The sequence below is a fragment of the Acinetobacter sp. P1(2023) genome (assembly GCF_028367635.1).
GTDB classification, from domain to species: Bacteria; Pseudomonadota; Gammaproteobacteria; order Pseudomonadales; family Moraxellaceae; genus Acinetobacter; species Acinetobacter pittii_E.
The window spans coordinates 481,060-503,141 of sequence record NZ_JAQNDD010000001.1 but is presented as its reverse complement, the minus strand read 5'-3'; the positions used below and the strand labels follow the sequence as shown (position 1 = coordinate 503,141).

General features: G+C 39.2%; 24 protein-coding genes. 14 read left to right on the top strand and 10 right to left on the bottom strand.

Going from position 1 to position 22,082, the window contains the following annotated elements:
- Positions 1-65 precede the first annotated feature (65 nt).
- Positions 66-1,055 carry a LysR family transcriptional regulator gene (locus POD11_RS02325; protein ID WP_004703082.1) on the bottom strand — a complete coding sequence of 330 codons (990 nt, stop codon included), beginning with the start codon at positions 1,053-1,055 and terminating at the stop codon, positions 66-68.
- 587 nt (positions 1,056-1,642) lie between these two features.
- Between POD11_RS02325 and POD11_RS02320 the strand changes: the two genes are divergently transcribed.
- The gene (locus POD11_RS02320) at positions 1,643-3,247 is read left to right on the top strand and encodes an isocitrate lyase (RefSeq protein ID WP_002117581.1); all 1,605 of its coding nucleotides are present in this window, start codon (positions 1,643-1,645) and stop codon (positions 3,245-3,247) included.
- A gap of 55 nt (positions 3,248-3,302) precedes the next feature.
- Here the strand turns inward: POD11_RS02320 and POD11_RS02315 are convergent, their stop codons facing one another.
- Positions 3,303-3,770 (bottom strand): copper resistance protein NlpE, encoded by a 468-nt coding sequence (locus POD11_RS02315; protein ID WP_239968435.1) that lies wholly within the window; start codon positions 3,768-3,770, stop codon positions 3,303-3,305.
- A gap of 187 nt (positions 3,771-3,957) precedes the next feature.
- A complete protein-coding gene (locus POD11_RS02310) occupies positions 3,958-4,281 on the bottom strand; it encodes a hypothetical protein (RefSeq protein WP_005070594.1) in 324 nt (107 codons plus the stop codon).
- Between the two features lie 201 nt (positions 4,282-4,482).
- Here POD11_RS02310 and POD11_RS02305 point away from each other — a divergent pair, with 201 nt between their 5' ends.
- The 8 genes from POD11_RS02305 to POD11_RS02270 all read left to right on the top strand — a co-directional run bounded on the left by POD11_RS02305 (position 4,483) and on the right by POD11_RS02270 (position 10,242).
- Complete coding sequence (locus POD11_RS02305; protein ID WP_262456179.1) at positions 4,483-5,358, top strand: urease accessory protein UreD; 876 nt, start codon at positions 4,483-4,485, stop codon at positions 5,356-5,358.
- Positions 5,359-5,458: 100 nt separating this feature from the next.
- Positions 5,459-5,761 carry an urease subunit gamma gene (gene ureA, locus POD11_RS02300; RefSeq protein ID WP_002117495.1) on the top strand — a complete coding sequence of 101 codons (303 nt, stop codon included), beginning with the start codon at positions 5,459-5,461 and terminating at the stop codon, positions 5,759-5,761.
- Positions 5,762-5,772: 11 nt separating this feature from the next.
- Entirely contained in the window at positions 5,773-6,081 is a 309-nt protein-coding gene (locus POD11_RS02295; protein ID WP_239975568.1) for an urease subunit beta, read from the top strand.
- A gap of 37 nt (positions 6,082-6,118) precedes the next feature.
- Positions 6,119-7,819 carry an urease subunit alpha gene (gene ureC, locus POD11_RS02290; protein WP_262456176.1) on the top strand — a complete coding sequence of 567 codons (1,701 nt, stop codon included), beginning with the start codon at positions 6,119-6,121 and terminating at the stop codon, positions 7,817-7,819.
- A gap of 70 nt (positions 7,820-7,889) precedes the next feature.
- The gene (gene ureE / locus POD11_RS02285) at positions 7,890-8,372 is read left to right on the top strand and encodes an urease accessory protein UreE (protein ID WP_016141885.1); all 483 of its coding nucleotides are present in this window, start codon (positions 7,890-7,892) and stop codon (positions 8,370-8,372) included.
- Positions 8,359-9,024 (top strand): urease accessory protein UreF, encoded by a 666-nt coding sequence (locus POD11_RS02280; protein ID WP_262456174.1) that lies wholly within the window; start codon positions 8,359-8,361, stop codon positions 9,022-9,024. Before ureE ends, POD11_RS02280 begins: the two co-directional genes overlap by 14 nt.
- Positions 9,025-9,048: 24 nt before the next feature.
- Positions 9,049-9,663, top strand: a complete 615-nt coding sequence (ureG, locus tag POD11_RS02275) for an urease accessory protein UreG (RefSeq protein WP_002117800.1) — start codon at positions 9,049-9,051, stop codon at positions 9,661-9,663.
- A 9-nt stretch (positions 9,664-9,672) separates the two neighbouring features.
- Positions 9,673-10,242 carry a HupE/UreJ family protein gene (locus tag POD11_RS02270; RefSeq protein ID WP_262456173.1) on the top strand — a complete coding sequence of 190 codons (570 nt, stop codon included), beginning with the start codon at positions 9,673-9,675 and terminating at the stop codon, positions 10,240-10,242.
- Between the two features lie 40 nt (positions 10,243-10,282).
- Here POD11_RS02270 and rsmD read toward each other — a convergent pair whose 3' ends face one another.
- Both rsmD and mrdA read right to left on the bottom strand, forming a co-directional pair.
- Positions 10,283-10,834, bottom strand: a complete 552-nt coding sequence (gene rsmD, locus POD11_RS02265; protein WP_262456172.1) for a 16S rRNA (guanine(966)-N(2))-methyltransferase RsmD — start codon at positions 10,832-10,834, stop codon at positions 10,283-10,285.
- Positions 10,834-12,846, bottom strand: coding sequence for a penicillin-binding protein 2 (gene mrdA, locus POD11_RS02260; RefSeq protein ID WP_262456171.1), 2,013 nt, complete (start codon positions 12,844-12,846; stop codon positions 10,834-10,836). Before mrdA ends, rsmD begins: the two co-directional genes overlap by 1 nt.
- 236 nt (positions 12,847-13,082) lie before the next feature.
- Between mrdA and POD11_RS02255 the strand changes: the two genes are divergently transcribed.
- From POD11_RS02255 to POD11_RS02240, 4 genes are all read left to right on the top strand, one after another.
- The gene (locus POD11_RS02255) at positions 13,083-13,601 is read left to right on the top strand and encodes a hypothetical protein (protein WP_032054884.1); all 519 of its coding nucleotides are present in this window, start codon (positions 13,083-13,085) and stop codon (positions 13,599-13,601) included.
- Between the two features lie 61 nt (positions 13,602-13,662).
- Positions 13,663-14,976 (top strand): hypothetical protein, encoded by a 1,314-nt coding sequence (locus tag POD11_RS02250; protein ID WP_016141879.1) that lies wholly within the window; start codon positions 13,663-13,665, stop codon positions 14,974-14,976.
- Positions 14,977-15,062: 86 nt separating this feature from the next.
- Positions 15,063-15,716 carry an adenylate kinase gene (adk, locus tag POD11_RS02245; protein WP_002117671.1) on the top strand — a complete coding sequence of 218 codons (654 nt, stop codon included), beginning with the start codon at positions 15,063-15,065 and terminating at the stop codon, positions 15,714-15,716.
- 71 nt (positions 15,717-15,787) lie between these two features.
- The gene (locus POD11_RS02240) at positions 15,788-15,925 is read left to right on the top strand and encodes a hypothetical protein (protein WP_334311806.1); all 138 of its coding nucleotides are present in this window, start codon (positions 15,788-15,790) and stop codon (positions 15,923-15,925) included.
- A 37-nt stretch (positions 15,926-15,962) separates the two neighbouring features.
- On the opposite strand, the gene nth is transcribed toward POD11_RS02240, so the two are convergent.
- Together nth and POD11_RS02230 are read right to left on the bottom strand one after the other, a co-directional pair.
- Positions 15,963-16,652, bottom strand: coding sequence for an endonuclease III (nth, locus tag POD11_RS02235; protein WP_016141877.1), 690 nt, complete (start codon positions 16,650-16,652; stop codon positions 15,963-15,965).
- Positions 16,653-17,444, bottom strand: coding sequence for an RnfABCDGE type electron transport complex subunit B (locus POD11_RS02230; protein WP_262456169.1), 792 nt, complete (start codon positions 17,442-17,444; stop codon positions 16,653-16,655).
- A gap of 272 nt (positions 17,445-17,716) precedes the next feature.
- Here POD11_RS02230 and gdhA point away from each other — a divergent pair, with 272 nt between their 5' ends.
- Entirely contained in the window at positions 17,717-19,120 is a 1,404-nt protein-coding gene (gene gdhA / locus POD11_RS02225; protein WP_262456167.1) for an NADP-specific glutamate dehydrogenase, read from the top strand.
- Between the two features lie 55 nt (positions 19,121-19,175).
- On the opposite strand, the gene POD11_RS02220 is transcribed toward gdhA, so the two are convergent.
- The 3 genes from POD11_RS02220 to rlmH form a co-directional block, all read right to left on the bottom strand.
- Positions 19,176-20,285: an META and DUF4377 domain-containing protein gene (locus POD11_RS02220; RefSeq protein ID WP_262456166.1), complete on the bottom strand. Its 1,110-nt coding sequence runs from the start codon at positions 20,283-20,285 to the stop codon at positions 19,176-19,178.
- 168 nt (positions 20,286-20,453) lie between these two features.
- Complete coding sequence (locus POD11_RS02215; protein WP_262456164.1) at positions 20,454-21,230, bottom strand: DODA-type extradiol aromatic ring-opening family dioxygenase; 777 nt, start codon at positions 21,228-21,230, stop codon at positions 20,454-20,456.
- A 112-nt stretch (positions 21,231-21,342) separates the two neighbouring features.
- A complete protein-coding gene (gene rlmH / locus POD11_RS02210) occupies positions 21,343-21,822 on the bottom strand; it encodes a 23S rRNA (pseudouridine(1915)-N(3))-methyltransferase RlmH (RefSeq protein ID WP_224993159.1) in 480 nt (159 codons plus the stop codon).
- Positions 21,823-22,082: the final 260 nt, after the last annotated feature.

The window sequence follows — 22,082 nt, the reverse complement described above, 5'->3', positions numbered from 1 at the left end:
TAATCAGATTGATTGCTCAGCGCTTGAAGATAATGTCTAAAATCGACAATTAAATTAAAATTTATTTAATAGTGAGAAAATTGTGAATTGTTGGTTAGAAATTCACGGTTTTCTTCTTCAATCATTTGACGAGCAACAAATAAAATAAGTTGACGCAACCAGCGATGAGCAGGATGATGATGTAATAACGGACACCAAGCCATTTTGAGTTCAAATTCTGGAATATAAAAAGGAGGATCCTTTATAACCAGTTTAGGATTTTGAGTTTGTAGGCGCGCCATCCGAGTTGGAAGGGTGGCAATCAAGTCAACATTTTGAGCAAGTAATGCTGGCATTTGGTAGTGACGGGTAAATACAGAAATTTTACGACGTTGACCAATACGTTCTAATGCCTGATCAATCCAGCCTAAACCGCCTTGTTTGTCTGGATTTACACCAAAACCTACACCCATACCTGTTTTAGAAACCCAGATATGTTGTGCATCTAAATAACTTTTTAGGTTCAAATGAGTTACAGCAGGGTGTTTGTCGTTAAGAATACAGCTGAAACTATCACGCCAAACTAAAACTTGGTGGAAACTTTGCGGTATTTCATTAAATCTATTAATCGCAAGATCAACTTTACCTTGTTCCATGTCTCTGTAAGACACATCACTTGGTGTAAGAAAGTCGAGTACAACATTTGGAGCTTCAGAGCGTAGAGCTTTGACAAGGCGCGGAACTAAAGTTGCCTCGGCATAGTCAGATGTCATAATGCGGAAAACGCGATTACTTGTATAAGGGCGGAATTCGGTACGGGGTTCCAAAATCATGGAAAGATCAGAAAGGGCATCACGAATACGAGGTTGTAATTCAAGTGCACGTTCTGTTGGAGTCATCCCTTCAGAAGAACGAATAAGAAGCGGATCATTAAATAAATTACGTAAACGACGTAAAATATTACTCATTGCAGGCTGAGTTACCCCAAGCTGTTCGGCTGCGCGTGTAACATTTTTTTCACGAAGAAGTACATCAAGATATATTAATAGATTAAGATCTACTCGCTCCAGATTCATAAAAAAAATACCGAAAATAAAACCCTGAAATTGTTTCAAATTATGCCATATTTAATAACTATTGTGTGAAAAAATGATGAGAAAAGCGACATTTTTTGTAGGAATTAAGTAGGAAAGAGAAGGGCTTTAAGGCCATATGTTTATTGTATTTGCCTTATTTCAAGACGAGTAAATATAAATTCACTTTATTTATGAAGATATCTTCAATTTCTAGCATATCAATTGACTTTTTACATTGGCAAAAATAGCCTAATTTACAATTGACTTTTAGATTTAAAAATGAGTGGAAAATCTCCAAAAATTGTATAAAAATAAGACTTACTAAGTTTTTAGAATAAAACTCTATACTCCTTTAGGATAATTTTATTTTTATAAACAGAGTGTTAAGGTTTTTAGTTTTATCTATAATATCGATTTATTGGTATATTTTTTAAATAAATACTGAAGATTAACAAAGGATATTGGATTAATTGATTGGCTAAGTCTAAGCTGTGCTCATGATGAAGCAGCTGGTGTCATAAGAAATTTAAGTAACGTGACTCTAGGCTTCGATCGATGAAATCCTAAAATGAATACAGGACAATATCATGACTACATATCAAACAGCGATTGATGCAGTACGTCAATTAAAAGCAAAATTCGGCAACACTTGGGCAGACATTAGCCCAGAAGATGCTGCTCGTATGCAACTTCAAAACCGTTTCAAAACTGGTTTAGATATTGCTAAGTATACAGCTGCGATTATGCGTCGTGATATGGCTGAATACGATGCTGACTCAAGCAAATACACTCAATCATTAGGTTGCTGGCATGGTTTCATCGCACAACAAAAAATGATTGCGAACAAAAAATATTTCGGTACTACAAGCAAACGTTATATCTACCTTTCTGGTTGGATGGTTGCTGCTCTTCGTTCTGAATTTGGTCCACTTCCTGACCAATCTATGCACGAGAAAACTTCTGTTCCTGCATTGATCGAAGAAATCTATACTTTCTTACGTCAAGCTGACGCAAAAGAATTAAACGATTTATTCCGTGCACTTAAAAAAGCACAAGAAGCTGGTGATACTGCTAAAGCAGCTGAAATCACAGCTCAAATTGACAACTTTGAAACTCACGTTGTGCCAATTATTGCGGACATCGATGCTGGTTTCGGTAACGAAGAAGCAACTTACTTACTTGCTAAGAAAATGATCGAAGCTGGTGCTTGTGCGCTTCAAATCGAAAACCAAGTATCTGATGCTAAACAATGTGGTCACCAAGCTGGTAAAGTAACTGTTCCACATGAAGACTTCATCGCTAAGATCCATGCATTACGTTATGCATTCTTAGAAATGGGTCTTGAAGAAGGTATCATTGTTGCACGTACTGACTCTGAAGGCGCTGACTTGACTCAAAAAATCCCAGTGGTTAAAGAGCCAGGTGACATTGCTTCTCAATACATCAGCTACTTAGATACTCAAGAAATTGACATCGCTGATGCTCAAGAAGATGAAATCTTAATCAAGCGTGATGGTAAATTACACCGTCCTAAGCGTTTACCTTCTGGTTTATATCAGTTCCGTGCTGACACTCAAATTGACCGTGTTGTACTTGACTGTGTATCTAGCCTTCAAAATGGTGCTGACCTTCTTTGGATCGAAACTGCGACTCCAAACGTAGAAGAAATCGCACACATGGTTAACCGTGTTAAAGAAGTTGTTCCAAATGCTAAGCTTGTTTATAACAACAGCCCATCATTCAACTGGACTTTAAACTTCCGTCAACAAGCTTACGACCGTTGGGTTGCTGAAGGTAAAGACGTTTCTGCATATGACCGCGCTAAATTAATGAGTGCTGAATATGACAACACTGAATTAGCTGCTGATGCTGATGACAAGATCCGTACTTTCCAAGCAGATGCTTCTCGCGAAGCAGGTGTGTTCCATCACTTGATCACACTTCCGACTTACCACACTGCAGCTCTTTCTACTCATGAGCTTGCACAAGGTTACTTCGGTTCTGAAGGTATGTTGGCTTATGTTGCTGGCGTACAACGTAAAGAAATCCGCGGTGGCATCGCTTGTGTTAAACACCAAGCAATGGCGGGTTCTGACATCGGTGATGATCACAAAGAAATCTTCTCTGGTGACAACGCTCTTAAAGCGCATGACGATGCTAAAAACACAATGAACCAATTCGCTGCTCACTAAGAATTGATTCATCAAAAAACCCGCTCATTTGAGCGGGTTTTTTAATTATTAAAAATTATTTTTTCAAAACATAGTGTTCAGCTAAAGAGCCTTCAACTTTCTTACCTTCCATGTCTAAAGCAGTTGCAGTATTTTCACCAATAAAGAATTTACGGTTTTGACCTTTATCATCTAAGGTAATGATTGACGTATTATCTTTGTCGAAAGTAAAGGTACCATGGGTTTCAAATGGGTTCGTATCACCTTTACCAATATAAGTTTCAGTCAGCTCATAGGTTTTATCATCTTTAAGTTCTAATTCAGTTTTAATACCTTCACAGTCTGCACATGGAAGAGTACCTTTATATGTACCGTCCCAATCGAGTGAGTTTTCCGCTGTGTGTGCGCTATCTACAGCATTGTTATTTGCTTCGGTCGTTTGTGCAGGAGCAGATGCTTGAGTCGTGTCGGCTTTATTTTCATTTTTGCTACAAGCTGCAAGAAGGATACTTAAGAGTGCTACTGATAATAATGTTTTTTTCATGATGATCTAAACCTCGGAAAATAAATAAAAAACAAGTAAACAGGCTATGAAATATAAGAGCTAAATAAAAGTTTAAGTATGTAATTTAATTATAATAAAAGGTAAGGTGAGTAATTTTTGATCAAAAATAGTAATTAAAAAGAAAAACAAGGTATCCACAAAAAAGATTAATGGATACCCGTATATATTAAGGTTGAGAAGAAACTCCCCCCAGAGAATCACAAGCTGATTTATAAAGTTGATATTGTTGTTTTAAAACTTCATCTAATGGCATGTCGAATAGTTCTTCACCATTCTTGTAGCTCTCTACATATGAGGTCGCTTTTTCTTTGCTTACCGCCAAAGATTGTTGGTAATAAGAATTAATAGAACTTGTTGCAATCTGGCTTGTCTCAACATTTTTACATTCAAAATTATGCAGAATTTTCTCTGCACGTTTGACCTCACTAGATTGGCCAAAAATACACCCAGTTAAAAAGACAAGTGGCGTTAACACGAAAAAAAGTTTCATGGAGAGCAAGTATGGAAGCAACGGTGGGCGCTATTGTATAAATAATTCCATGAGTTACTGTGGTTTTATGTTAGACATTGATGATTTTTTAACTCATTAAAATTGAAAAATTGTATCTAATTTTATCATTTGGCTTATTTTTATATTTGGTGCGTATTTTGCTTATAAGTTTAAGCACTTATTTTGAACATATGAACCAGAATGAATCAGGTACAAACGTTTTCAAAAAACTCTTTAGCACCATTTTGGTATGCGCAATTAGAGCTCGGATTTTGTTTTGAAAATTCACGCACCATAATGAATCATAGAAAGCATTATGGCCCTGTAAGGGTGCAAAAAATGCTCTGGCCTGAAAAAACAGGTATATGCCATGCCATTATTGTACATCCACCCGCAGGCATTGCTGGGGGAGATCATCTTACTTTTCAAATCGAAACCAAAGATCAAGCTCATGCGGTAGTAACGACTCCAGGTGCGGGAAAATGGTACAAAACCAATGGAAAACAAGCCTTTCAACATATTCATCTTCATGTACGAGATCAGTCTATTTTGGAGTGGGTTCCGCAGGAATCTATGTTATTTGATGGGGCTCTAGCACACTCAGAAACTCATATTCATCTTGACCATGCTGCCAGTTTTATTGGATGGGATATGTTGGTACTAGGGCGGCAGGCACGTGCTGAGCGTTTTGTGCAGGGAAGCTACCACAACCAATTTAAATTGTGGCGAGAGCAAAAATTATTGGTCGCGGACACACTGTTTTTTGAAGGTGAAGATCGCTGGCTTCGTTCATGTTTAGGTATGAATAATCAAGCCGTGATGGGAAGCTTCTGGGCTGTGCCACCTGAGCAATATCGATCTTCATTTTATTTAGAACAACAGCTCGAACTCATTCGTGAATTAATGATGCGTATGCAAGCACCTGTAACTTCAACACTATTAGACGATGTGGTTTGTGCGCGTTTCTTGGGAAATGATGTTCGTCATTGTCATGATGCTTTTGCAGCTATAAGAGCGAGATTAAGACGTTATTGGTTTGATTTAGATGAAGAATTTCCAAGGATTTGGAAAACCTAAGTTACGTTAAATTGCGTATTTTAAAAACAGTTAAAACATGTATGCTGCTTTTGAGCATGCATTTTGCTTAAAGAATATAAATGCAATTTAGGAAAGAGATATGGAACTCAATCCAACAGAGAAAGATAAATTACTTATTTTTACCGCTGGTTTAGTGGCTGAGCGTCGTAAAGCTCGTGGCTTGAAACTGAATTATCCGGAAGCGATAGCTTTTATTTCTGCTGCTCTACTGGAAGGCGCGCGGGATGGCATGACGGTGAGTGACTTAATGCATTACGGAACAACTTTATTAAAGCGTGAAGATGTGATGGATGGTGTGCCAGAAATGATTGCCGAGGTTCAGGTCGAGGCAACTTTTCCTGATGGTTCAAAATTAGTCACTGTTCATCAACCAATCGTATAAAAGGAGCGTTTATGGTTCCCGGTGAAATCATTACTCCAGATGCTGATATTGAATTGAATGTTGGACGTCAAATTTTAAAAGTTGTAGTTGCCAACATTGGCGATCGGCCCATTCAGGTAGGGTCGCATTTTCATTTTTATGAAGCAAATGATGCATTACAGTTTGATCGCGAAATGGCGAAAGGCTTTCGATTAAATATCGCGGCAGGCACAGCAATACGTTTTGAACCGGGACAAAGTCGGGAAGTAGAACTTGTTGCTTTAGCGGGTAAACGAGAAGTATATGGTTTTGCAGGCCGAGTCATGGGCAAGCTGGACTAGACATAACAATGATAATGAAAGAGATGAGTAATAAGTTATGAAAATGTCACGTCGTGCATATGCTGAGATGTTTGGTCCAACGGTTGGTGATCGTATTCGCTTGGCTGATACAGAGCTTTTTATTGAGGTTGAGCAAGACTTAACGACCTATGGTGAAGAAGTTAAATTTGGCGGTGGCAAAGTCATTCGTGATGGAATGGGACAATCTCAACTTTTAGCTGATGAAGTTGCTGACACGGTCATTACCAATGCTTTAATTGTGGATTGGTGGGGGATTGTAAAGGCGGATGTTGGTTTAAAAAATGGTCGCATCTGGAAAATAGGAAAAGCTGGAAATCCCGATATTCAACCTGACATTACCATCCCTTTAGGCGCTGCAACAGAAGTGATTGCAGGTGAAGGGCAAATTTTAACAGCGGGTGGTATTGATACTCATATTCACTGGATTTGCCCGCAGCAAGTTGAAACTGCACTTATGTCGGGTACAACAACAATGGTCGGTGGCGGTACGGGACCTGCGGCAGGAACTTCGGCAACGACAGTAACTCCTGGGCCTTGGCATATTGCAACCATGTTGCAAGCCATTGATGATTTACCTATGAATATTGGCCTATTGGGCAAAGGTAATTTGAGTTTGCCAGACCCAATTCGTGAGCAAATTAAAGCTGGGGTAATCGGGTTAAAACTACATGAAGATTGGGGCTCAACCCCAGCAGCTATTGATAACTGCTTGAGTGTGGCAGACGAGTTTGATGTGCAGGTGGCAATTCATACAGATACTTTAAATGAAAGCGGTTTTTTAGAAGAAACTCTAGCTGCATTTAAAGATCGTACAATTCATACATACCATACCGAAGGCGCTGGGGGTGGACATGCACCTGACATTTTAAAAGCGATTGGACAAAGTAATGTATTACCGTCTTCTACTAATCCAACACGCCCTTATACGATTAATACCATTGATGAGCATTTAGATATGCTCATGGTTTGCCATCATTTAGACCCGGCAATTGCTGAAGATATCGCTTTTGCGGAAAGCCGTATTCGCCGTGAAACCATTGCTGCTGAAGATATTTTGCAAGATTTAGGCGCGATTGCCATGATGTCCTCTGACTCTCAGGCGATGGGCCGTGTGGGTGAAGTGATTATACGTACTTGGCAAACTGCTCATAAAATGAAAATTCAACGTGGCCCTTTAGAGGGTGACAATGAGTTCCATGATAATAATCGCGTTAAACGCTACATTGCCAAATATACAATTAACCCAGCCATTACCCATGGTTTAAGTCATGAAATCGGTTCGATTGAAGTTGGGAAACTTGCTGATTTGGTGTTATGGAAGCCTGCCTTTTTTGGCGTGAAACCTTCCATGATTATTAAAGGAGGCATGATTGCAGCGGCACCGATGGGTGACATTAATGCTTCAATTCCGACACCTCAACCTGTGCATTATCGTCCAATGTTTGGCGCCTATCCTCGTGGTGTACATAACACCTGTATTACCTTTTTATCCCAAGCAGCAATCAATGAAAAAGTTGCTGAAAAATTAAATCTTAAAAAGTTAATTAGCCCATGTAAAAACACCCGCGCCATTAGCAAAGCTGATATGAAACACAACACATATTGTCCTGTTATGCAGGTTCATCCTGAGACTTACGAGGTGCGGGCAGATGGTGAATTACTAACGTGTGAACCTGCTAATGTGTTACCCATGGCTCAGCGCTATTTCTTATTTTGATGAGTTTCATCGAGGTAATTTTCCTCATGACTTTAGATGTGAAAGAAACAAATAAGGAAAGTGAAATTAAATGAAAATCTATACCCAACGTCTTGAAGATATTTCCCCTGATCAGACATTTGAAACGGTTGAACTGACTTTTGATACACGTCAAAAATCACGGTTTCGGGCAGCTTTAACAAGTGGCGTAGATATTGGTGCTGACTTACCGCGTACTGGTATTTTGCGTAGTGGCTCATATATTGCAACGCAAGAAGGTGATGTATTGCGTGTTGATGCCAAGCCTGAGCGTTTAATGCAAGTCACTGCTCAAACCGATTTTGATTTGCTTAAAGCTGCCTATCACTTAGGTAATAGACATGTGCCATTAATGCTGACACCAACAGCTTTGTATTTTGAGCCTGATCATGTGCTTGCAGAAATGGTAGAAGGTCTAGGACTTACGGTGACAGAAACTGATTATCCGTTTGAACCTGAAAGCGGTGCCTATGCACAGCATAGTCATGACCATCGTTTAAGCCCAATTAAAGCTTTGCACCATGTCCATTCATAGTGCCGCACAATTACTTCAATTACTGACACTGTCTTCTACGGCATTGCCAGTTGGAGCGTATTGCTATTCACAAGGTGTAGAAACAGCCATTGATATTGGCTTAATACATGATGAAACCTCGGCGATTGCTTACTTTGAAGAAGTACTTGAGATGCTGTTGGTGAGGTTTGAGTTGCCTACATTAAAGCGTCTCATGCAGCATCATGATGACTTAGAAGAGTTCTTGGTTTGGGCAAATTTGTATAAGGCCAGCCGAGAAAGTAAAGAGCTGCTCGCTGAAACTCAGCAATTAGCATTTTCTTTAAATGCATGGATTAAAGATGTTTTAAAGAAAACAGTTGAGGTTAAAAAGCAGTTTGGTTTTGTGCCTGTCTATGCACAGCTCTGTGGCCGACTCGAACTCAACGACATGGATGTACTTACGGCTTATACCTTTACTGTGTTAGAAAATCAGGTTTTAGCAGCAGTAAAAACTGTCCCATTGGGCCAAATGGCTGGACAAAGAATTTTATGGCATTTGCATGGTTTGGTTCCGCAGGCGGTAGAGAAAGCTTTGAAACTCAAAGATGAGCAATTGAGCAGTGCTTTACCTCGTTATGCCATGCTGAGCATGAAACACGAAACACAATATTCACGGTTATTCAGATCTTAAGTTTAGGAAAAAAAGGATAAAATCATGACAGAGCGTAGTCCATTACGAGTTGGAATTGGCGGACCAGTAGGTTCGGGTAAAACAGCACTTACACTTAATTTATGTTTAGCCTTGCGTAATAAATACAATATGGCTGTGGTGACAAATGATATTTACACCAAAGAAGATTCAAACTTCTTAACCCGTAATGAGGCGATGTCACCAGATCGTATTGTGGGGGTAGAAACTGGTGGTTGCCCGCACACAGCTATTCGTGAAGATGCTTCAATTAACTTGGCTGCAATTGATGATTTGTGTGAAAAATTCGAAGGATTAGAGCTCATTATCATTGAAAGTGGTGGTGATAATTTGGCAGCGACATTTAGCCCTGAACTTTCTGATTTAACTTTATATGTGATTGATGTGGCTGGTGGTGAAAAAATTCCTCGTAAAGGTGGGCCGGGTATTACCAAGTCAGATTTACTCATTATTAATAAAACTGACCTTGCGCCAATGGTAGGTGCAAATCTTGATGTGATGGATCAAGATGCAAAACGCATGCGCGGAGAAAAGCCATTCTTATTTTCAAACATGAAAACACAAGATGGTCTTGAAGAAATTATCCAATTTATTGAGAAACAAGGGCTGTTTAAAGCTTAAGGAGACATTATGAACTTCATAAAAAAATGGGGCATAGGGTTACTTGCTTTATTGCCAGCACTTGCAATGGCCCATCCAGGACATGATCACGTACATTCAGGATTCATGGCAGGCTTTATTCATCCCTTTACTGGCTTAGATCATTTAGTCATGGCCTTAGGTTTCGGTGTCTTATTGTGGTCAGCAGCTAAGCAGTGGAAAATTGCTGGAGTTATTACTTTAAGCGTGACCTTAATTGTAGGGTTCTTAGTAGGTGCTCAAGGTTTAGTACCTGCAAATGTTGCTGAATACGGTATTGTGGCTTCTTTAGTGGTTACAACAATTGCATTATGGACAAAATCGAATAAGGTTTTACCTGTAGCGGCGGCATTACTTGCAAGCTTTCACGGTATTGCTCATGGGGTTGAGTTAGCACACTCAGGCCATATCGTTGCATTAGTAATTGGTATGATTTCAGCTATGGCTTTAATTTATTGTGGGGGATTAGCATTGGGTGCTGCGCTTACACGATATGTGCCATATGGCAAAAAAATTGTTGGTGCCTGTGCAGCAGTTGTTGCAGTGATTGGTTTGAGTTAATTAAAGCTTTTAGCGAAAAAGGTAGCTTAACGCTACCTTTTTATTGGTTTATTTTTTGGTAAAGCCCTGCGTGAACTGTACCAGCTTTTGTTGTTTTAACCTGTTGCCATGTTGTAGGAAGATGAAGCTGAGATAAATCTCGGTCAGCTTCAACATAAATATATCCATTTTTTTTAATATATGGCTCGGCCAAGTTAGATAGCTCTTGCCATAAATCAAAGCTATAAGGTGGATCTAAAAAAACCACATCAAACTGTTCTTTTAAACGCGGTAAAGCTTGTTGAGCAGTTGCATTAATCAAATGACAGTTTTGGGCTTTTAAGAGTTCAATATTATCTTTTAAAAATTTTGCCTGCGTCTTATCGGGTTCAATCATATAAACCGAAGCAGCCCCGCGTGACAATGCCTCAAAACCTAATGCACCAGAGCCTGTACAAATGTCGAGAACCTGAGCATTTTGGATATCCCACATGAGCCAGTTAAACAGAGTTTCACGTACTCTATCCGGAGTTGGACGTAAACCATCAATGCTAGCGAAGGGAAGTACTCGTCTTTTCCATTCGCCTCCAATAATGCGTAATTGATTTTTCATTATTCATCGACCTCATTGGTAGCCGGACGAGCAGGAGTCGCTTGTGCTGTTGATGCTGCAGGCTTGTTTGAAGTCACTGGTGCTGGACTAGAACTTTCCCCACCGCTTGGCAGTTCACCAGGTTTAATTCCTGCTGTCATTAGTCCACCATTGACTTGATGATTTGCTGGACGAATCGGGTTTTTCTTACGCGTTAATAGCCAGTAATCAAATACAGGTCGTGCAAGTTGTGCAGCAGAACCACCATGACGGCCGTTCTCCCAAATCACGGCAATCGCAATTTCAGGTTTATCAGCAGGGGCAAATCCAACAAATAAACCATGGTCAAGCTGACGTTCGCTCAAGGCTGCTTCGTTATAACGTTTACCTTGCGCAATACTTTTAACCTGTGCTGTTCCTGTTTTTCCTGCAATTTGATATAGAGGAGTGCGAATACCTCTACCAGTACCTGACTGAATTACATCAATCATGGCATCGCGCATTTGAATCCAATCTTCGTCGGTTCCGTTAAAGTTAATTTTCCCATCAGGTGCATTACGCACAGTAAATGGTTTTGCACCATGAGTTGCGCGTAAAACATGAGGCGTAACATGGGAACCATGGTTTGCCGTAATTGCAGTTGCCATGGCAAGTTGTATCGGAGTGGCTGTAAACGCACCTTGACCAATACTGACTGAAATAGTTTCACCCTTCATCCATTTCGCTTTACGCGTACGCATTTTCCATTCAGGATTTGGATAAAGACCTTCACTTTCACTTGGTAAGTCGACACCTGTTTTTTGACCAAACCCGAATTGACGCATCCATTGGTTCATTTGATCAATACCCATTTGATGGGCAAGAATATAAAAATAGGTATCACATGACATAATAATGGCTTTATGCATGTTCACGATGCCATGACCAGATTTTTTCCAGTCACGGAATTTATGTGAATCACCTGGTAGATGGAAATAACCGGGGTCAGAAATTGCCGTTGACCAGTCCACTATGCCGTAGTGTAAACCACCCATAGCTTCCATTGGCTTAATGGTAGAGCCGGGCGGATATACACCCTGTACAGCTCGGTTATAAAGCGGTTGATCTAAATTATCACGCAGTGAACTATAGTCAGTATGGCTAATTCCTGTCACAAACAAATTAGGGTTGAAGCTTGGGCTAGATACTAATGCTAGAATTTCACCTGTACGAGGGTCAATGGCGACAATAGCCCCACGACGACCTGCAAGCTGTTGAGATGCGACAACTTGTAAACCGTAATCTAAAGATAAATAGAGGTCATTACCGCGAGTAGGATCTTTACGGCCTAAATGGCGTAATACGTTGCTATGGGCATCTGCCTCAACAGATTCATAACCCGGTGTACCATGCAGTAAATCTTCATAGCTTCTTTCAACACCAATCTTTCCAATCAGGTTGGTTCCAGCATATAAGTCTTTATCAATACTTTTTAATTCTTTATCGTTGATACGCCCGACATAACCAATCACATGAGCAAATAATTCACCATGTGGATAATAACGGGTCATTTGTGTCTCAATTCTTACACCCGGAAATTTATATTTAGCTTCACTAAATTTGGCAATATTTGCTTCAGTCAAATTAAGTTTAATTGCCACACGTTCAGTTTTGCGGGCAGTTTTTATACGACTTTTAAAACGGTCAATATCTTCTTGTGTTAAATCCAAAATAGGTTGTAGTTGTTCAACCACACTATCAACATCTTCTACGTCTGTTTTACTTAAAGTCGCTGTAAAAACAGGGTAGTTATCTGCTAGTAAGACACCATTTCTGTCATAGATATAACCACGAGCAGGTGGAAGTGGCTGCAAGCGAATTCGGTTTTTGTCGGATGCAGTTGAGAATTCGTCGTAGTGGAAAATTTGCAGATAAGCGTATCGGCTAATTAAGACTAATAAGCAGATGGTCACAATCCCTACGGCAAAAAAGATACGACCTCGATAAATGCGCTTTTCTTGCTGGATATCTTTTAAAGGAAAGTGCTGCTTCATAAGGATCGACTTAATGACATAGGGTAAGAAAAATAGCTGCTTATTCTAACGCAAGAGCGTTTAAAATATTGCATAATTTTCAAAGTTTCATTGCATTTTAATAAGATACTTTTTGACTTTGCAGACAACAAAATTCTAGATACTTGTATATAAGAAGCAAAATAATTCTGTTAAAGTCTCTCATTCAATAGAATAGGGTTGTTCTCACCATACGATTAGGGAAAATGGAGAAAATAATGAGAAAAATTTATCCCTTACTTGCAGTTTTGACGGTAAGTAATTGGGCCCATGCTCAAGACTATTCGTTTCTTCCAGAAGCAAAATTAGCAGATCATAAAGCCTCTACTTGGAATGTGGGTGCCGGAGTTACTCAAAAATTATTACATCTTAATGGTGAATGGGTAAACCCGTATGGGATTGCTTATGCAAAAGCCGGTGCATTTTTGAATGGTGACAAAACTGCCGGTGGACAAGTCGGTTTTAGATATCCTTATTATCTTACTGGCACAGACAAAAATGGTTACTATATCGGTTTCTATGCTGGGCATCTTGATAGTAAAGAAGTCGATGGTGATTTTAAATCCCGTTTAGGTGCGGGTGTTGATTTAGCCTATGTGTGGTTAAATTCGGAAAGAATTAGCACTTTTAGTGTGGGTATCGGTGCGGCTGAAAAATTAACTGACCAGAACGGAAATGTTGCCGCAGATACTAAACCACAAATTCAATTTTCTTATTCTCTAAGTTTTGGTTTATAAAACAAAGCAGTTTATCGTTAACTCGCCATAAGCAGAGCACAAATAAATACGAGAGTCTTACATGTTAGAGTACGTCAGTGGATTGTGGCAGATCTTTTTACACAGACCTGATTTTTGGGCCGTTTTGAGTATTATTCCCGTAACGGCTTTTGTCACATGGGCACATGTGTGGATGGCTTTAAAAATGGTATTTTACCCAATTAAATTTTGGGGATTCCATTTAGGGCCATTGCCAGTAGGTTGGCAAGGTATCGTGCCACGTAAAGCAGGACGTATCTCAGGTATTATTACCGATAACACTTTATCTAAATTAGGTTCATTGCGTGAATTTTTAGAAGCAATGGATCCTGAAGATATGGCACGCATTATTGGTGAACAAGTTGGTTTTGAACTTGAACATCTGATTGATGAAGTCATGATCGACCGTAATGCTGTACTTTGGGAAAACTTACCCTATTCAATTAAACGCCGTATTTATGCTCAAGCACATAAACAATTGCCGGGTGTGTTAAAAGAATTAGTGACTGAGCTGACCATGAACGTTGAGTCACTGGTTAACATGCGTGAAATGGTGGTGAGCCAGATGGAAGGTGATCGCCGTTTAATGGTACGTATGTTCTTAAAGGTTGGTCAAAAAGAAATTAACTTTATTTGGCATATTAGTGCACTAATTGGAATGTTTTTTGGTATTTTTCAAATGGTGGTTTGGTTTGTCGTACCATGGCACTGGACAGTACCATTTTGGGCTGCAATTTGGGGCTTTTTAACTAACTGGATCGCAATCTGGATGGTATTTAACCCAATTGAACCGCATTATATTCGTTACCCGCAGATTTTTAGATTAACAAAAGATCGTAAGTTTCCATGGATTGTACCAGTTCTTCGAATTGGGACCTATAATGTCCAAGGTGCTTTTATGAAGCGTCAAGAGGAAGTCTCAGATGTGTTTTCTAGCGTGGTTACAGAAGATCTGATTACGTTAAAATCAATTATGACCGAAATGATGTATGGGCCGCGTAAAGATAAAACCCGTCGTATTGTCAAGCGTCATATTAACGAAATCATGGAAACACCATTAGTTCGCACCTCTTTACAGCTTTCTTTAGGGCCAAGAGAGTACGCAAGATTAAAGACGGACTTGATTGATCGTTCAATTGAAATTACGATGGGACCCGTATGTGACCCAGCACTGAACGCAAGCCGGGCACAGAAGATTTTTCAAATGTTTAAAGAGCGTATTCGCGAACTGACACCAAAAGAATTTCAGAATTTATTGCGTCCTGCATTTCAGGAGGATGAATGGATTCTTATTGTACTAGGTGGGGTAACCGGATTTATTGCTGGTACAATACATTTGTTTGTGGCTTTCTTATAATTCGATGTCAGGCAGGATCTATTGAAGATTAACGAGACTTTTTCTGCCGGACTTCATATTCATTGTTTTAAATGAGGATGTTTTTTATGCGCATTATTTTACTCGGACCACCTGGAGCAGGCAAAGGGACTCAGGCTCAGTTGATCTGTAAGCGCTACAATGTCCCACAAATTTCAACCGGTGATATGCTCCGTGCTGCGATTCGTGAAGGTACTGAATTAGGTCTAAAAGCTAAAAGTGTAATGGAATCTGGTGGTTTGGTTTCAGATGAACTTATTATCGGTTTAGTAAAAGAACGTATTGCTCAACCTGACTGTGCAAATGGCTGCATTTTCGATGGTTTCCCACGTACTATTCCACAAGCTGAAGCTCTGGAAAAAGAAGGGATTAGCATCGATCACGTGATTGAAATTGATGTTCCTGATGAAGAAATCGTAAAGCGTCTTTCTGGTCGTCGTCAACATCCAGCTTCTGGTCGTGTTTATCACACTGTATACAATCCACCTAAAGTGGAAGGTAAAGATGATGAAACTGGTGAAGACCTTGTTCAGCGTCCAGATGACCAAGAAGAAACAATCCGTAAGCGTTTAGCGTCTTATCACACTGAAACAGAGCAATTGGTTGGTTTCTACCAAGGTCGTGCTGCTTCTGGTGAAAATGCGCCAACTTATGACAAGCTTGATGGTTTGCGTACAATTGAAGATGTACAAAAAGATTTGTTCAACATCTTAGACAAATAATTTAATATTGTTTGTGATAATGAGCCCTCTTTGTGAGGGCTCTTTTCTTTCCTTAAGTGCAGGAGAACAATATGAAAGTCATATTGATTTTGGTGGTATTGCTGAGTCTAGCACTATTAATATTTTTGGCTTTTCAAAGCTACAAAATGCTAAGACAGGTACAAAAACAAGCAAAAGAAGAGCGCAATGAGAAAAAGCGTCTAAAGTAAGTTTGATTGGGTATGATCCCTATACCCAACCATATTTTTAAGCTTCAATATTTTTAATGGCAATTTGCTTTTGTGCACCAAATTCAAAGCGATCAGGCCAGTTACAGACATCTGCAACTACACATTCCGCACATTTAGGTTTACGGGCAATACAACAGTAACGACCATGTAATATTAGCCAGTGGTGTGCATCTATAATAAATTCTTTAGGAATGACCTTTACTAAACGGTGCTCAACCTCAAGGACATTTTTACCTATTGCTAAACCGGTTCGATTCCCCACACGGAAAATATGGGTGTCGACAGCCATAGTTGGTTGTCCGAATGCCGTATTTAAAACCACGTTGGCCGTTTTACGCCCGACGCCCGGTAAAGCTTCTAAGTCTTTTCTGTTGCTTGGCACTTCGCCGTTAAACTGCTCCATTAAAATCTTACAGGTCTTAATGACATTTTCGGCTTTTGCGTTATAGAGGCCAATTGTCTTGATATATTCTTTTAACCCATCTACGCCTAAGTTATAGATTTTTTCGGCGGTATTCGCCACAGGGTAGAGCTTATCTGTTGCTTTATTAACACTTACGTCGGTCGCTTGAGCTGACAACATAACTGCAATAAGTAGCTCAAATGGAGAGGAATATTTTAATTCGGTTTGAGGTGAAGGTCGTTGTTCGCGAAGACGTTCAAAGAAAATTTGAATCTGCTTTTTCGTCATATTCTTGACGGCCATTCAGACCTCCTGTAATTGCATGAGTTGCTGTTGTAGTTCTTCAAGTTGAAGACGCTTTTTGGCATCTTCACGAACACTGAGCTGTTTTTCCAGTTTCTTAATTTGTGTACGAATTTTCGCTAACTCAATTGTAGTTTTCGCATCAGTCGATACAACTTCTTTGGGTTTCTCGATGAGTTCAATTGATGGTACTTCATCAAGTGCCTGAGAAAACTGAGCAAATAATTGGGTATCAATTTCAGCACGTACTACCGGCCCTTTACGGTGAGTACGACGCTTTTCTTCTCGTTGAATGTGTGCGTAATAACGTTGTCTTAAGTCATTTTGTTCAGCAAGACGCTGTTGTTCATTTGGTAATGCTTGGGTGTCTTCGACCAGATCAATACAATCGACTGGACAAGGTGGAATGCATAACTCACAGCCCGTACATAAATCCGTCAAAATGGTATGCATCAGCTTACCACTTCCAATAATAGCATCTACAGGGCAAGCACTAATACACTTGGTGCAACCAATACATTCATCCTCACGAATAATTGCTTTCATTCGCTGTGGGCGGCCATCGGCTTGTACAGGCCATACGCTAGTTTCAGCGGTTAACACAGGGCGATTTAATAGATTTGCGAGTGCATCGGCTACAGGTTGGCCACCTGGAACACATTTATTTGCTTCTTCACCTTCAGCAATCGACTTTGCGTAGGGTAGACATCCATCACGATGTCCACATAAACCACACTGAGTCTGTGGTAATAACGCATCAATCTCGCGTATGAGAGAAATAGATGAATTCATAGTGGGCAAATAGCTTGGTTAAAACGATGCGATAATGAAGAAAAACCTAAGTAAGGTCAATGGATTTTAACGAATTTATTGGCTTTTTGATTGACCTAAAATGTAGCCAATATTGCACAATAATAGATCAATAAAAATGAAAAGATAAATTAATATTTCTTATTTTTAAGTAGTTTTTCTAAAAATAACTTTTTGATAATTAAGGTAAATAAAATAATTTAAAATAAGTATTGTTAAAATTGATGGAAAGGGATTTAATATTTTGCTGCTAAATGATGCATTTAAAAATGTATTGCACCAATTTAATTCATTACTATGCTGAGGACCGTGCATTGAAATACAACAATCTGAATGAATTCCTGAATTACGTGCAAGCGCGTGATCCGCATCAACCTGAGTTCTTGCAAGCTGTCGAAGAAGTGATGACAAGTTTGTGGCCATTTATTGAAAAAAATCCAGAATATGCAGAGCAGGGATTGCTAGAACGTTTGGTTGAGCCAGAACGTGTGATTCAATTTCGCGTTTCGTGGATGGATGATCAAGGCCAGACTCAAGTTAACCGTGCTTTCCGCGTTCAATACAATTCAGCAATTGGTCCATTCAAAGGTGGTATGCGTTTCCATCCATCGGTCAACCTATCTATTTTAAAATTTTTAGGTTTTGAGCAGACTTTTAAAAATTCACTTACTACCTTACCAATGGGCGGTGGTAAAGGTGGTTCAGATTTCGATCCTAAAGGCAAATCTGATGCTGAAATTATGCGATTCTGTCAGGCGCTCATGATTGAGCTTTATCGTCATTTAGGATCAAATACGGATATCCCTGCGGGTGACATTGGCGTGGGTGCACGTGAAGTCGGTTATATGGCGGGCATGATGAAAAAGCTGAGTAACGACACTGCTTGTGTTTTTACTGGTAAGGGCATTTCATTTGGTGGTAGCTTAATGCGTCCAGAAGCTACAGGCTATGGTACGGTTTATTTTGCAGAAGAAATGCTAAAAGCACGTGGGCAATCTTTTGCCGGTAAAACTGTTTCAGTTTCAGGTTCTGGTAACGTTGCTCAATATGCAGCAGAGAAGGCCATGTTCTTAGGGGCAAAAGTGGTTACTTTATCTGACTCTAACGGCACAGTTTATGTAAAAAATGGTTTTACAGATGAGTTACTTGCTGAAGTCATGGAACTGAAAAATATTAAACGTGGTCGTATTTCCGAGTTTGCTTCTAAGCATGGTTTTGAATATTTTGAAGGAAAAACACCTTGGCATATTCCTGTTGATATTGCTTTACCGTGTGCTACACAAAATGAATTAACAGGTGAAGATGCTAAAATGCTTATTGCAAATGGTGTAGTTTGTGTAGCTGAAGGGGCTAATATGCCATCTACACTTGAAGCAGTTGAACGCTTTATCGAAGCTAAAATTTTGTATGCACCAGGAAAAGCTTCAAATGCGGGTGGTGTAGCAACATCTGGTTTAGAAATGTCTCAGAATGCAATTCGTTTAAGCTGGACACATGCTGAAGTCGATGAGCGTCTACATGCAATTATGAAAAGTATTCATGCTAACTGTGTAAGATATGGTACCAAAGAAGACGGTACTGTTAACTATGTCGATGGTGCCAATATTGCTGGCTTTGTAAAAGTTGCTGATGCGATGCTTGCACAAGGCATCTATTAAAATATAGAAATAAAAAAATCCGATGCATAAGCATCGGATTTTTTAGTCTAAAAACTTATTTTTTAGGTTTTTTAACTAACTCTTGTTCTACAACCATATCTAATACATCTGCTTGACTAGATTGGTCTGCAGCTGGATTTTTCACTTCAAAACGTTTTACGCGCAAAATTACGCGTTGATCTGGTTTATGTTCAAAACCTTCGATTTGACCGTAATATAATGACCAGTTTTTATCAGCGTAAGTTTTAACGCCTTTGTCATCATATTTAATTTCACGAACTTGCATACAAGTTTGTGGTGCAACACCCGTACAAGATTTAGTTTCTGGAGCAACTTCTAGGAAAACTGTTTTTCCTTCAGATTGATATTTTGCTTCAGGTGTCATTTTACCAGTAAAGGTATATTTTTGGCCTTGAGCATCAGACACTGTCAATGTTGGTTGATCAACATTTGTAGTATTGAGTTCAAATGGAATTGCACGTTTTTGGAAGAGGCTACTAGAGAACTGTTCCTGTTTCATTAAAGCAGGTTCACATGCCATCATCGTCGACATTACGTCAGCTGTTACAATCGTATTATTTTCAACTTTCCAAGTTGTTCCTTGGCGGTTACAACCTGTTGCGATAGATAGACGATCATTTGTAAAGTTAAGAACGATTGGTTTTTTTGTATTTTCAGGCTGATATGACCAAGAGTAATCTGTTAAAGCTTGAGTATTAACTGCTTTTTGACCTTGGAAAATATGTTTTTGACCAGTTTTATCTGTCACCGTTAAAATCACCTGACCATTAGTGTTGCTAACTTCAATTGGTAATTTTGCTTCATTAAAGATGCTAGTAGAAAGTTGCTCTTGTTTCATTAAATCATCTTGGCAAGCCATCATCGTTGAAACAAGATTCGAAGTAACAAGTTGGTTACCTTCAACTTTCCAAGTACCGCCTTGGCCATTACAACCTGTATTGATTGCTAATTTACCATCTGCATTAAAGTTAAGAATAAGTGATTTAGAAGCTTTTACATTTTGATAAGTCCATGCATATTCACTCAAAGTGGTTGCAAGGTTTTGTTGTTGCTCAGATACAATTGGAGCAGGAGTATTAGTAACTGTTTGACATGCCATCAAAGAAAAAGGTAACAACGCAAGAATTAAATATTTAATTTTCATTTAAAAACTTCAAGTAAAAAAACAACAGTAATAAGCTTAAAACATTCTTAAAAAAAGAAAATGTAAACATTTGATTGTTTCGGTTTTTAAAATGTATAAGTTTGTAAATTATTCGAAATTTCAACAAAAATAATGGTATACCCCGGAAAACGGGGTATTTGCTAATAATTAATCAAAACGATAAATGTCCATTCCTAATGAACCCATTGTGAAGCTACTATGAACAATCGTAAAACGATTGCCTGTACCCATAGTAAAGAACAAAGGTGCAAAATGTTCAAGGCTAGGGTGATTGCGTTTTACATAAGGCAATGATTGCCATTCCAATACACCATCATAATCTTGATGTGAAAGCTTATTAACCACTGTATTTCTAAACGTCGATGCCCATTCAGGAACTTTAGAGTGGTCTCCTTGCCAAGATAACTCTGCAAGATTATGAGTAATACTTCCCGAACCAATGAGTAAAATTTGTTTGTCACGTAAAGGGGCCAGTGTTTGTCCTATACGATAAATTTCTTGCGCACTTAAATTTGATGGCAAAGAAATTTCAACCACGGGAATGTCTGCATCAGGATACATATGTAATAGAGGCATCCATACACCATGATCACGAGGACGTGTACTATTGGCATGTGCAACAAAGTGAGCATCTGCCAATAATTTTAAGATTTCTTCTGCAAGTTCTGGTTGGCCTGGTGCACTATAGCGAATTTCATATAACTCTTTAGGAAATCCGCGGAAGTCATGCCACGTTTCAGGACGAGTGGAAATGCTCACTTCAAGTGCTTTACTTTCCCAGTGCGCAGACATCACGATAATGGCTTTTGGTATAGGCAGATTTATACCTAAACGGTGTAGAGCAGGTCCCACCTGTTCCGGATCAAGTGCAAGCATGGGCGAGCCATGGGAAATAAACAATCCGGGAAGCGTTTGTAGTTCCATTTCATTACACCTGATTTGAAAAGCAGAATAATAGTTATTATGCCAAAATCAGGACATGTTAAAAGTATCCAGATTTCAACGGATTGTTCTTAAAATGAAACGTTTGTTCCTTTTATGCACGATGATAAGGGTGATTGTGATTAATACTCATCGCCCGATATAGTTGCTCGATTAATAAAACACGTACCAAAGGGTGAGGCATGGTGAGTTTTGAAAGTGACCAATGCCATGCGGCAGCTTTACGTACTTGATCTGATAAACCATCTGGGCCGCCAATTGCGAGAGCTACATCATTACCTTCCAGCATCCACTGTTTCATTGTCTCAGCTAATTTTTCTGTACTGAGTTCACGACCACCAACTTCTAGTGCAATTAAAGTTTCATTCGGTTTTAAAGCATTTAAAATACTTTCACCTTCAACTTGGCAATATTTTAAAATATCCGCTTCTGAATCATTCTTACCACGTTTGGCCATAGGCAGTTCAATGACTTGGGTTTGAACAAAAGGTTGGATGCGTTTGAAATAATCTTCAAAACCAGTAAGAACCCAAGCAGGCATTTTTTGACCAATGGTCAGAATACGAATTTTCATATTATCTATTCATTCAAAAACAGCTGGCGCATTATACCTGAGGAATGAAAGCAACTGATGATCTTAAAAGACAGGCATAAAAAACGCAGTCCAAAAAACTGTGTTGGACTGCGATCAAATGATCATCTGTCTGGAGTTCAGATGATCATAGAGAATAAAAACAAGGTTATCTATAAAAGAAGAGATAACGAAGAATACTTAAAGTAATTAAATACTCTTAATACCTATTATGAGGATGGTTGGATATTTTTCAATCAAAT

Excerpts from the sequence above, each read along its gene's own strand:
- POD11_RS02325 (WP_004703082.1), bottom strand. The coding sequence starts at position 1,055 with ATGAATCTGGAGCGAGTAGATCTTAATCTATTAATATATCTTGATGTA.
- POD11_RS02320 (WP_002117581.1), top strand. The coding sequence starts at position 1,643 with ATGACTACATATCAAACAGCGATTGATGCAGTACGTCAATTAAAAGCA.
- POD11_RS02315 (WP_239968435.1), bottom strand. The coding sequence starts at position 3,770 with ATGAAAAAAACATTATTATCAGTAGCACTCTTAAGTATCCTTCTTGCA.
- POD11_RS02310 (WP_005070594.1), bottom strand. The coding sequence starts at position 4,281 with ATGAAACTTTTTTTCGTGTTAACGCCACTTGTCTTTTTAACTGGGTGT.
- POD11_RS02305 (WP_262456179.1), top strand. The coding sequence starts at position 4,483 with ATGAATCAGGTACAAACGTTTTCAAAAAACTCTTTAGCACCATTTTGG.
- ureA (WP_002117495.1), top strand. The coding sequence starts at position 5,459 with ATGGAACTCAATCCAACAGAGAAAGATAAATTACTTATTTTTACCGCT.
- POD11_RS02295 (WP_239975568.1), top strand. The coding sequence starts at position 5,773 with ATGGTTCCCGGTGAAATCATTACTCCAGATGCTGATATTGAATTGAAT.
- ureC (WP_262456176.1), top strand. The coding sequence starts at position 6,119 with ATGAAAATGTCACGTCGTGCATATGCTGAGATGTTTGGTCCAACGGTT.
- ureE (WP_016141885.1), top strand. The coding sequence starts at position 7,890 with ATGAAAATCTATACCCAACGTCTTGAAGATATTTCCCCTGATCAGACA.
- POD11_RS02280 (WP_262456174.1), top strand. The coding sequence starts at position 8,359 with ATGTCCATTCATAGTGCCGCACAATTACTTCAATTACTGACACTGTCT.
- ureG (WP_002117800.1), top strand. The coding sequence starts at position 9,049 with ATGACAGAGCGTAGTCCATTACGAGTTGGAATTGGCGGACCAGTAGGT.
- POD11_RS02270 (WP_262456173.1), top strand. The coding sequence starts at position 9,673 with ATGAACTTCATAAAAAAATGGGGCATAGGGTTACTTGCTTTATTGCCA.
- rsmD (WP_262456172.1), bottom strand. The coding sequence starts at position 10,834 with ATGAAAAATCAATTACGCATTATTGGAGGCGAATGGAAAAGACGAGTA.
- mrdA (WP_262456171.1), bottom strand. The coding sequence starts at position 12,846 with ATGAAGCAGCACTTTCCTTTAAAAGATATCCAGCAAGAAAAGCGCATT.
- POD11_RS02255 (WP_032054884.1), top strand. The coding sequence starts at position 13,083 with ATGAGAAAAATTTATCCCTTACTTGCAGTTTTGACGGTAAGTAATTGG.
- POD11_RS02250 (WP_016141879.1), top strand. The coding sequence starts at position 13,663 with ATGTTAGAGTACGTCAGTGGATTGTGGCAGATCTTTTTACACAGACCT.
- adk (WP_002117671.1), top strand. The coding sequence starts at position 15,063 with ATGCGCATTATTTTACTCGGACCACCTGGAGCAGGCAAAGGGACTCAG.
- POD11_RS02240 (WP_334311806.1), top strand. The coding sequence starts at position 15,788 with ATGAAAGTCATATTGATTTTGGTGGTATTGCTGAGTCTAGCACTATTA.
- nth (WP_016141877.1), bottom strand. The coding sequence starts at position 16,652 with ATGGCCGTCAAGAATATGACGAAAAAGCAGATTCAAATTTTCTTTGAA.
- POD11_RS02230 (WP_262456169.1), bottom strand. The coding sequence starts at position 17,444 with ATGAATTCATCTATTTCTCTCATACGCGAGATTGATGCGTTATTACCA.
- gdhA (WP_262456167.1), top strand. The coding sequence starts at position 17,717 with ATGATGCATTTAAAAATGTATTGCACCAATTTAATTCATTACTATGCT.
- POD11_RS02220 (WP_262456166.1), bottom strand. The coding sequence starts at position 20,285 with ATGAAAATTAAATATTTAATTCTTGCGTTGTTACCTTTTTCTTTGATG.
- POD11_RS02215 (WP_262456164.1), bottom strand. The coding sequence starts at position 21,230 with ATGGAACTACAAACGCTTCCCGGATTGTTTATTTCCCATGGCTCGCCC.
- rlmH (WP_224993159.1), bottom strand. The coding sequence starts at position 21,822 with ATGAAAATTCGTATTCTGACCATTGGTCAAAAAATGCCTGCTTGGGTT.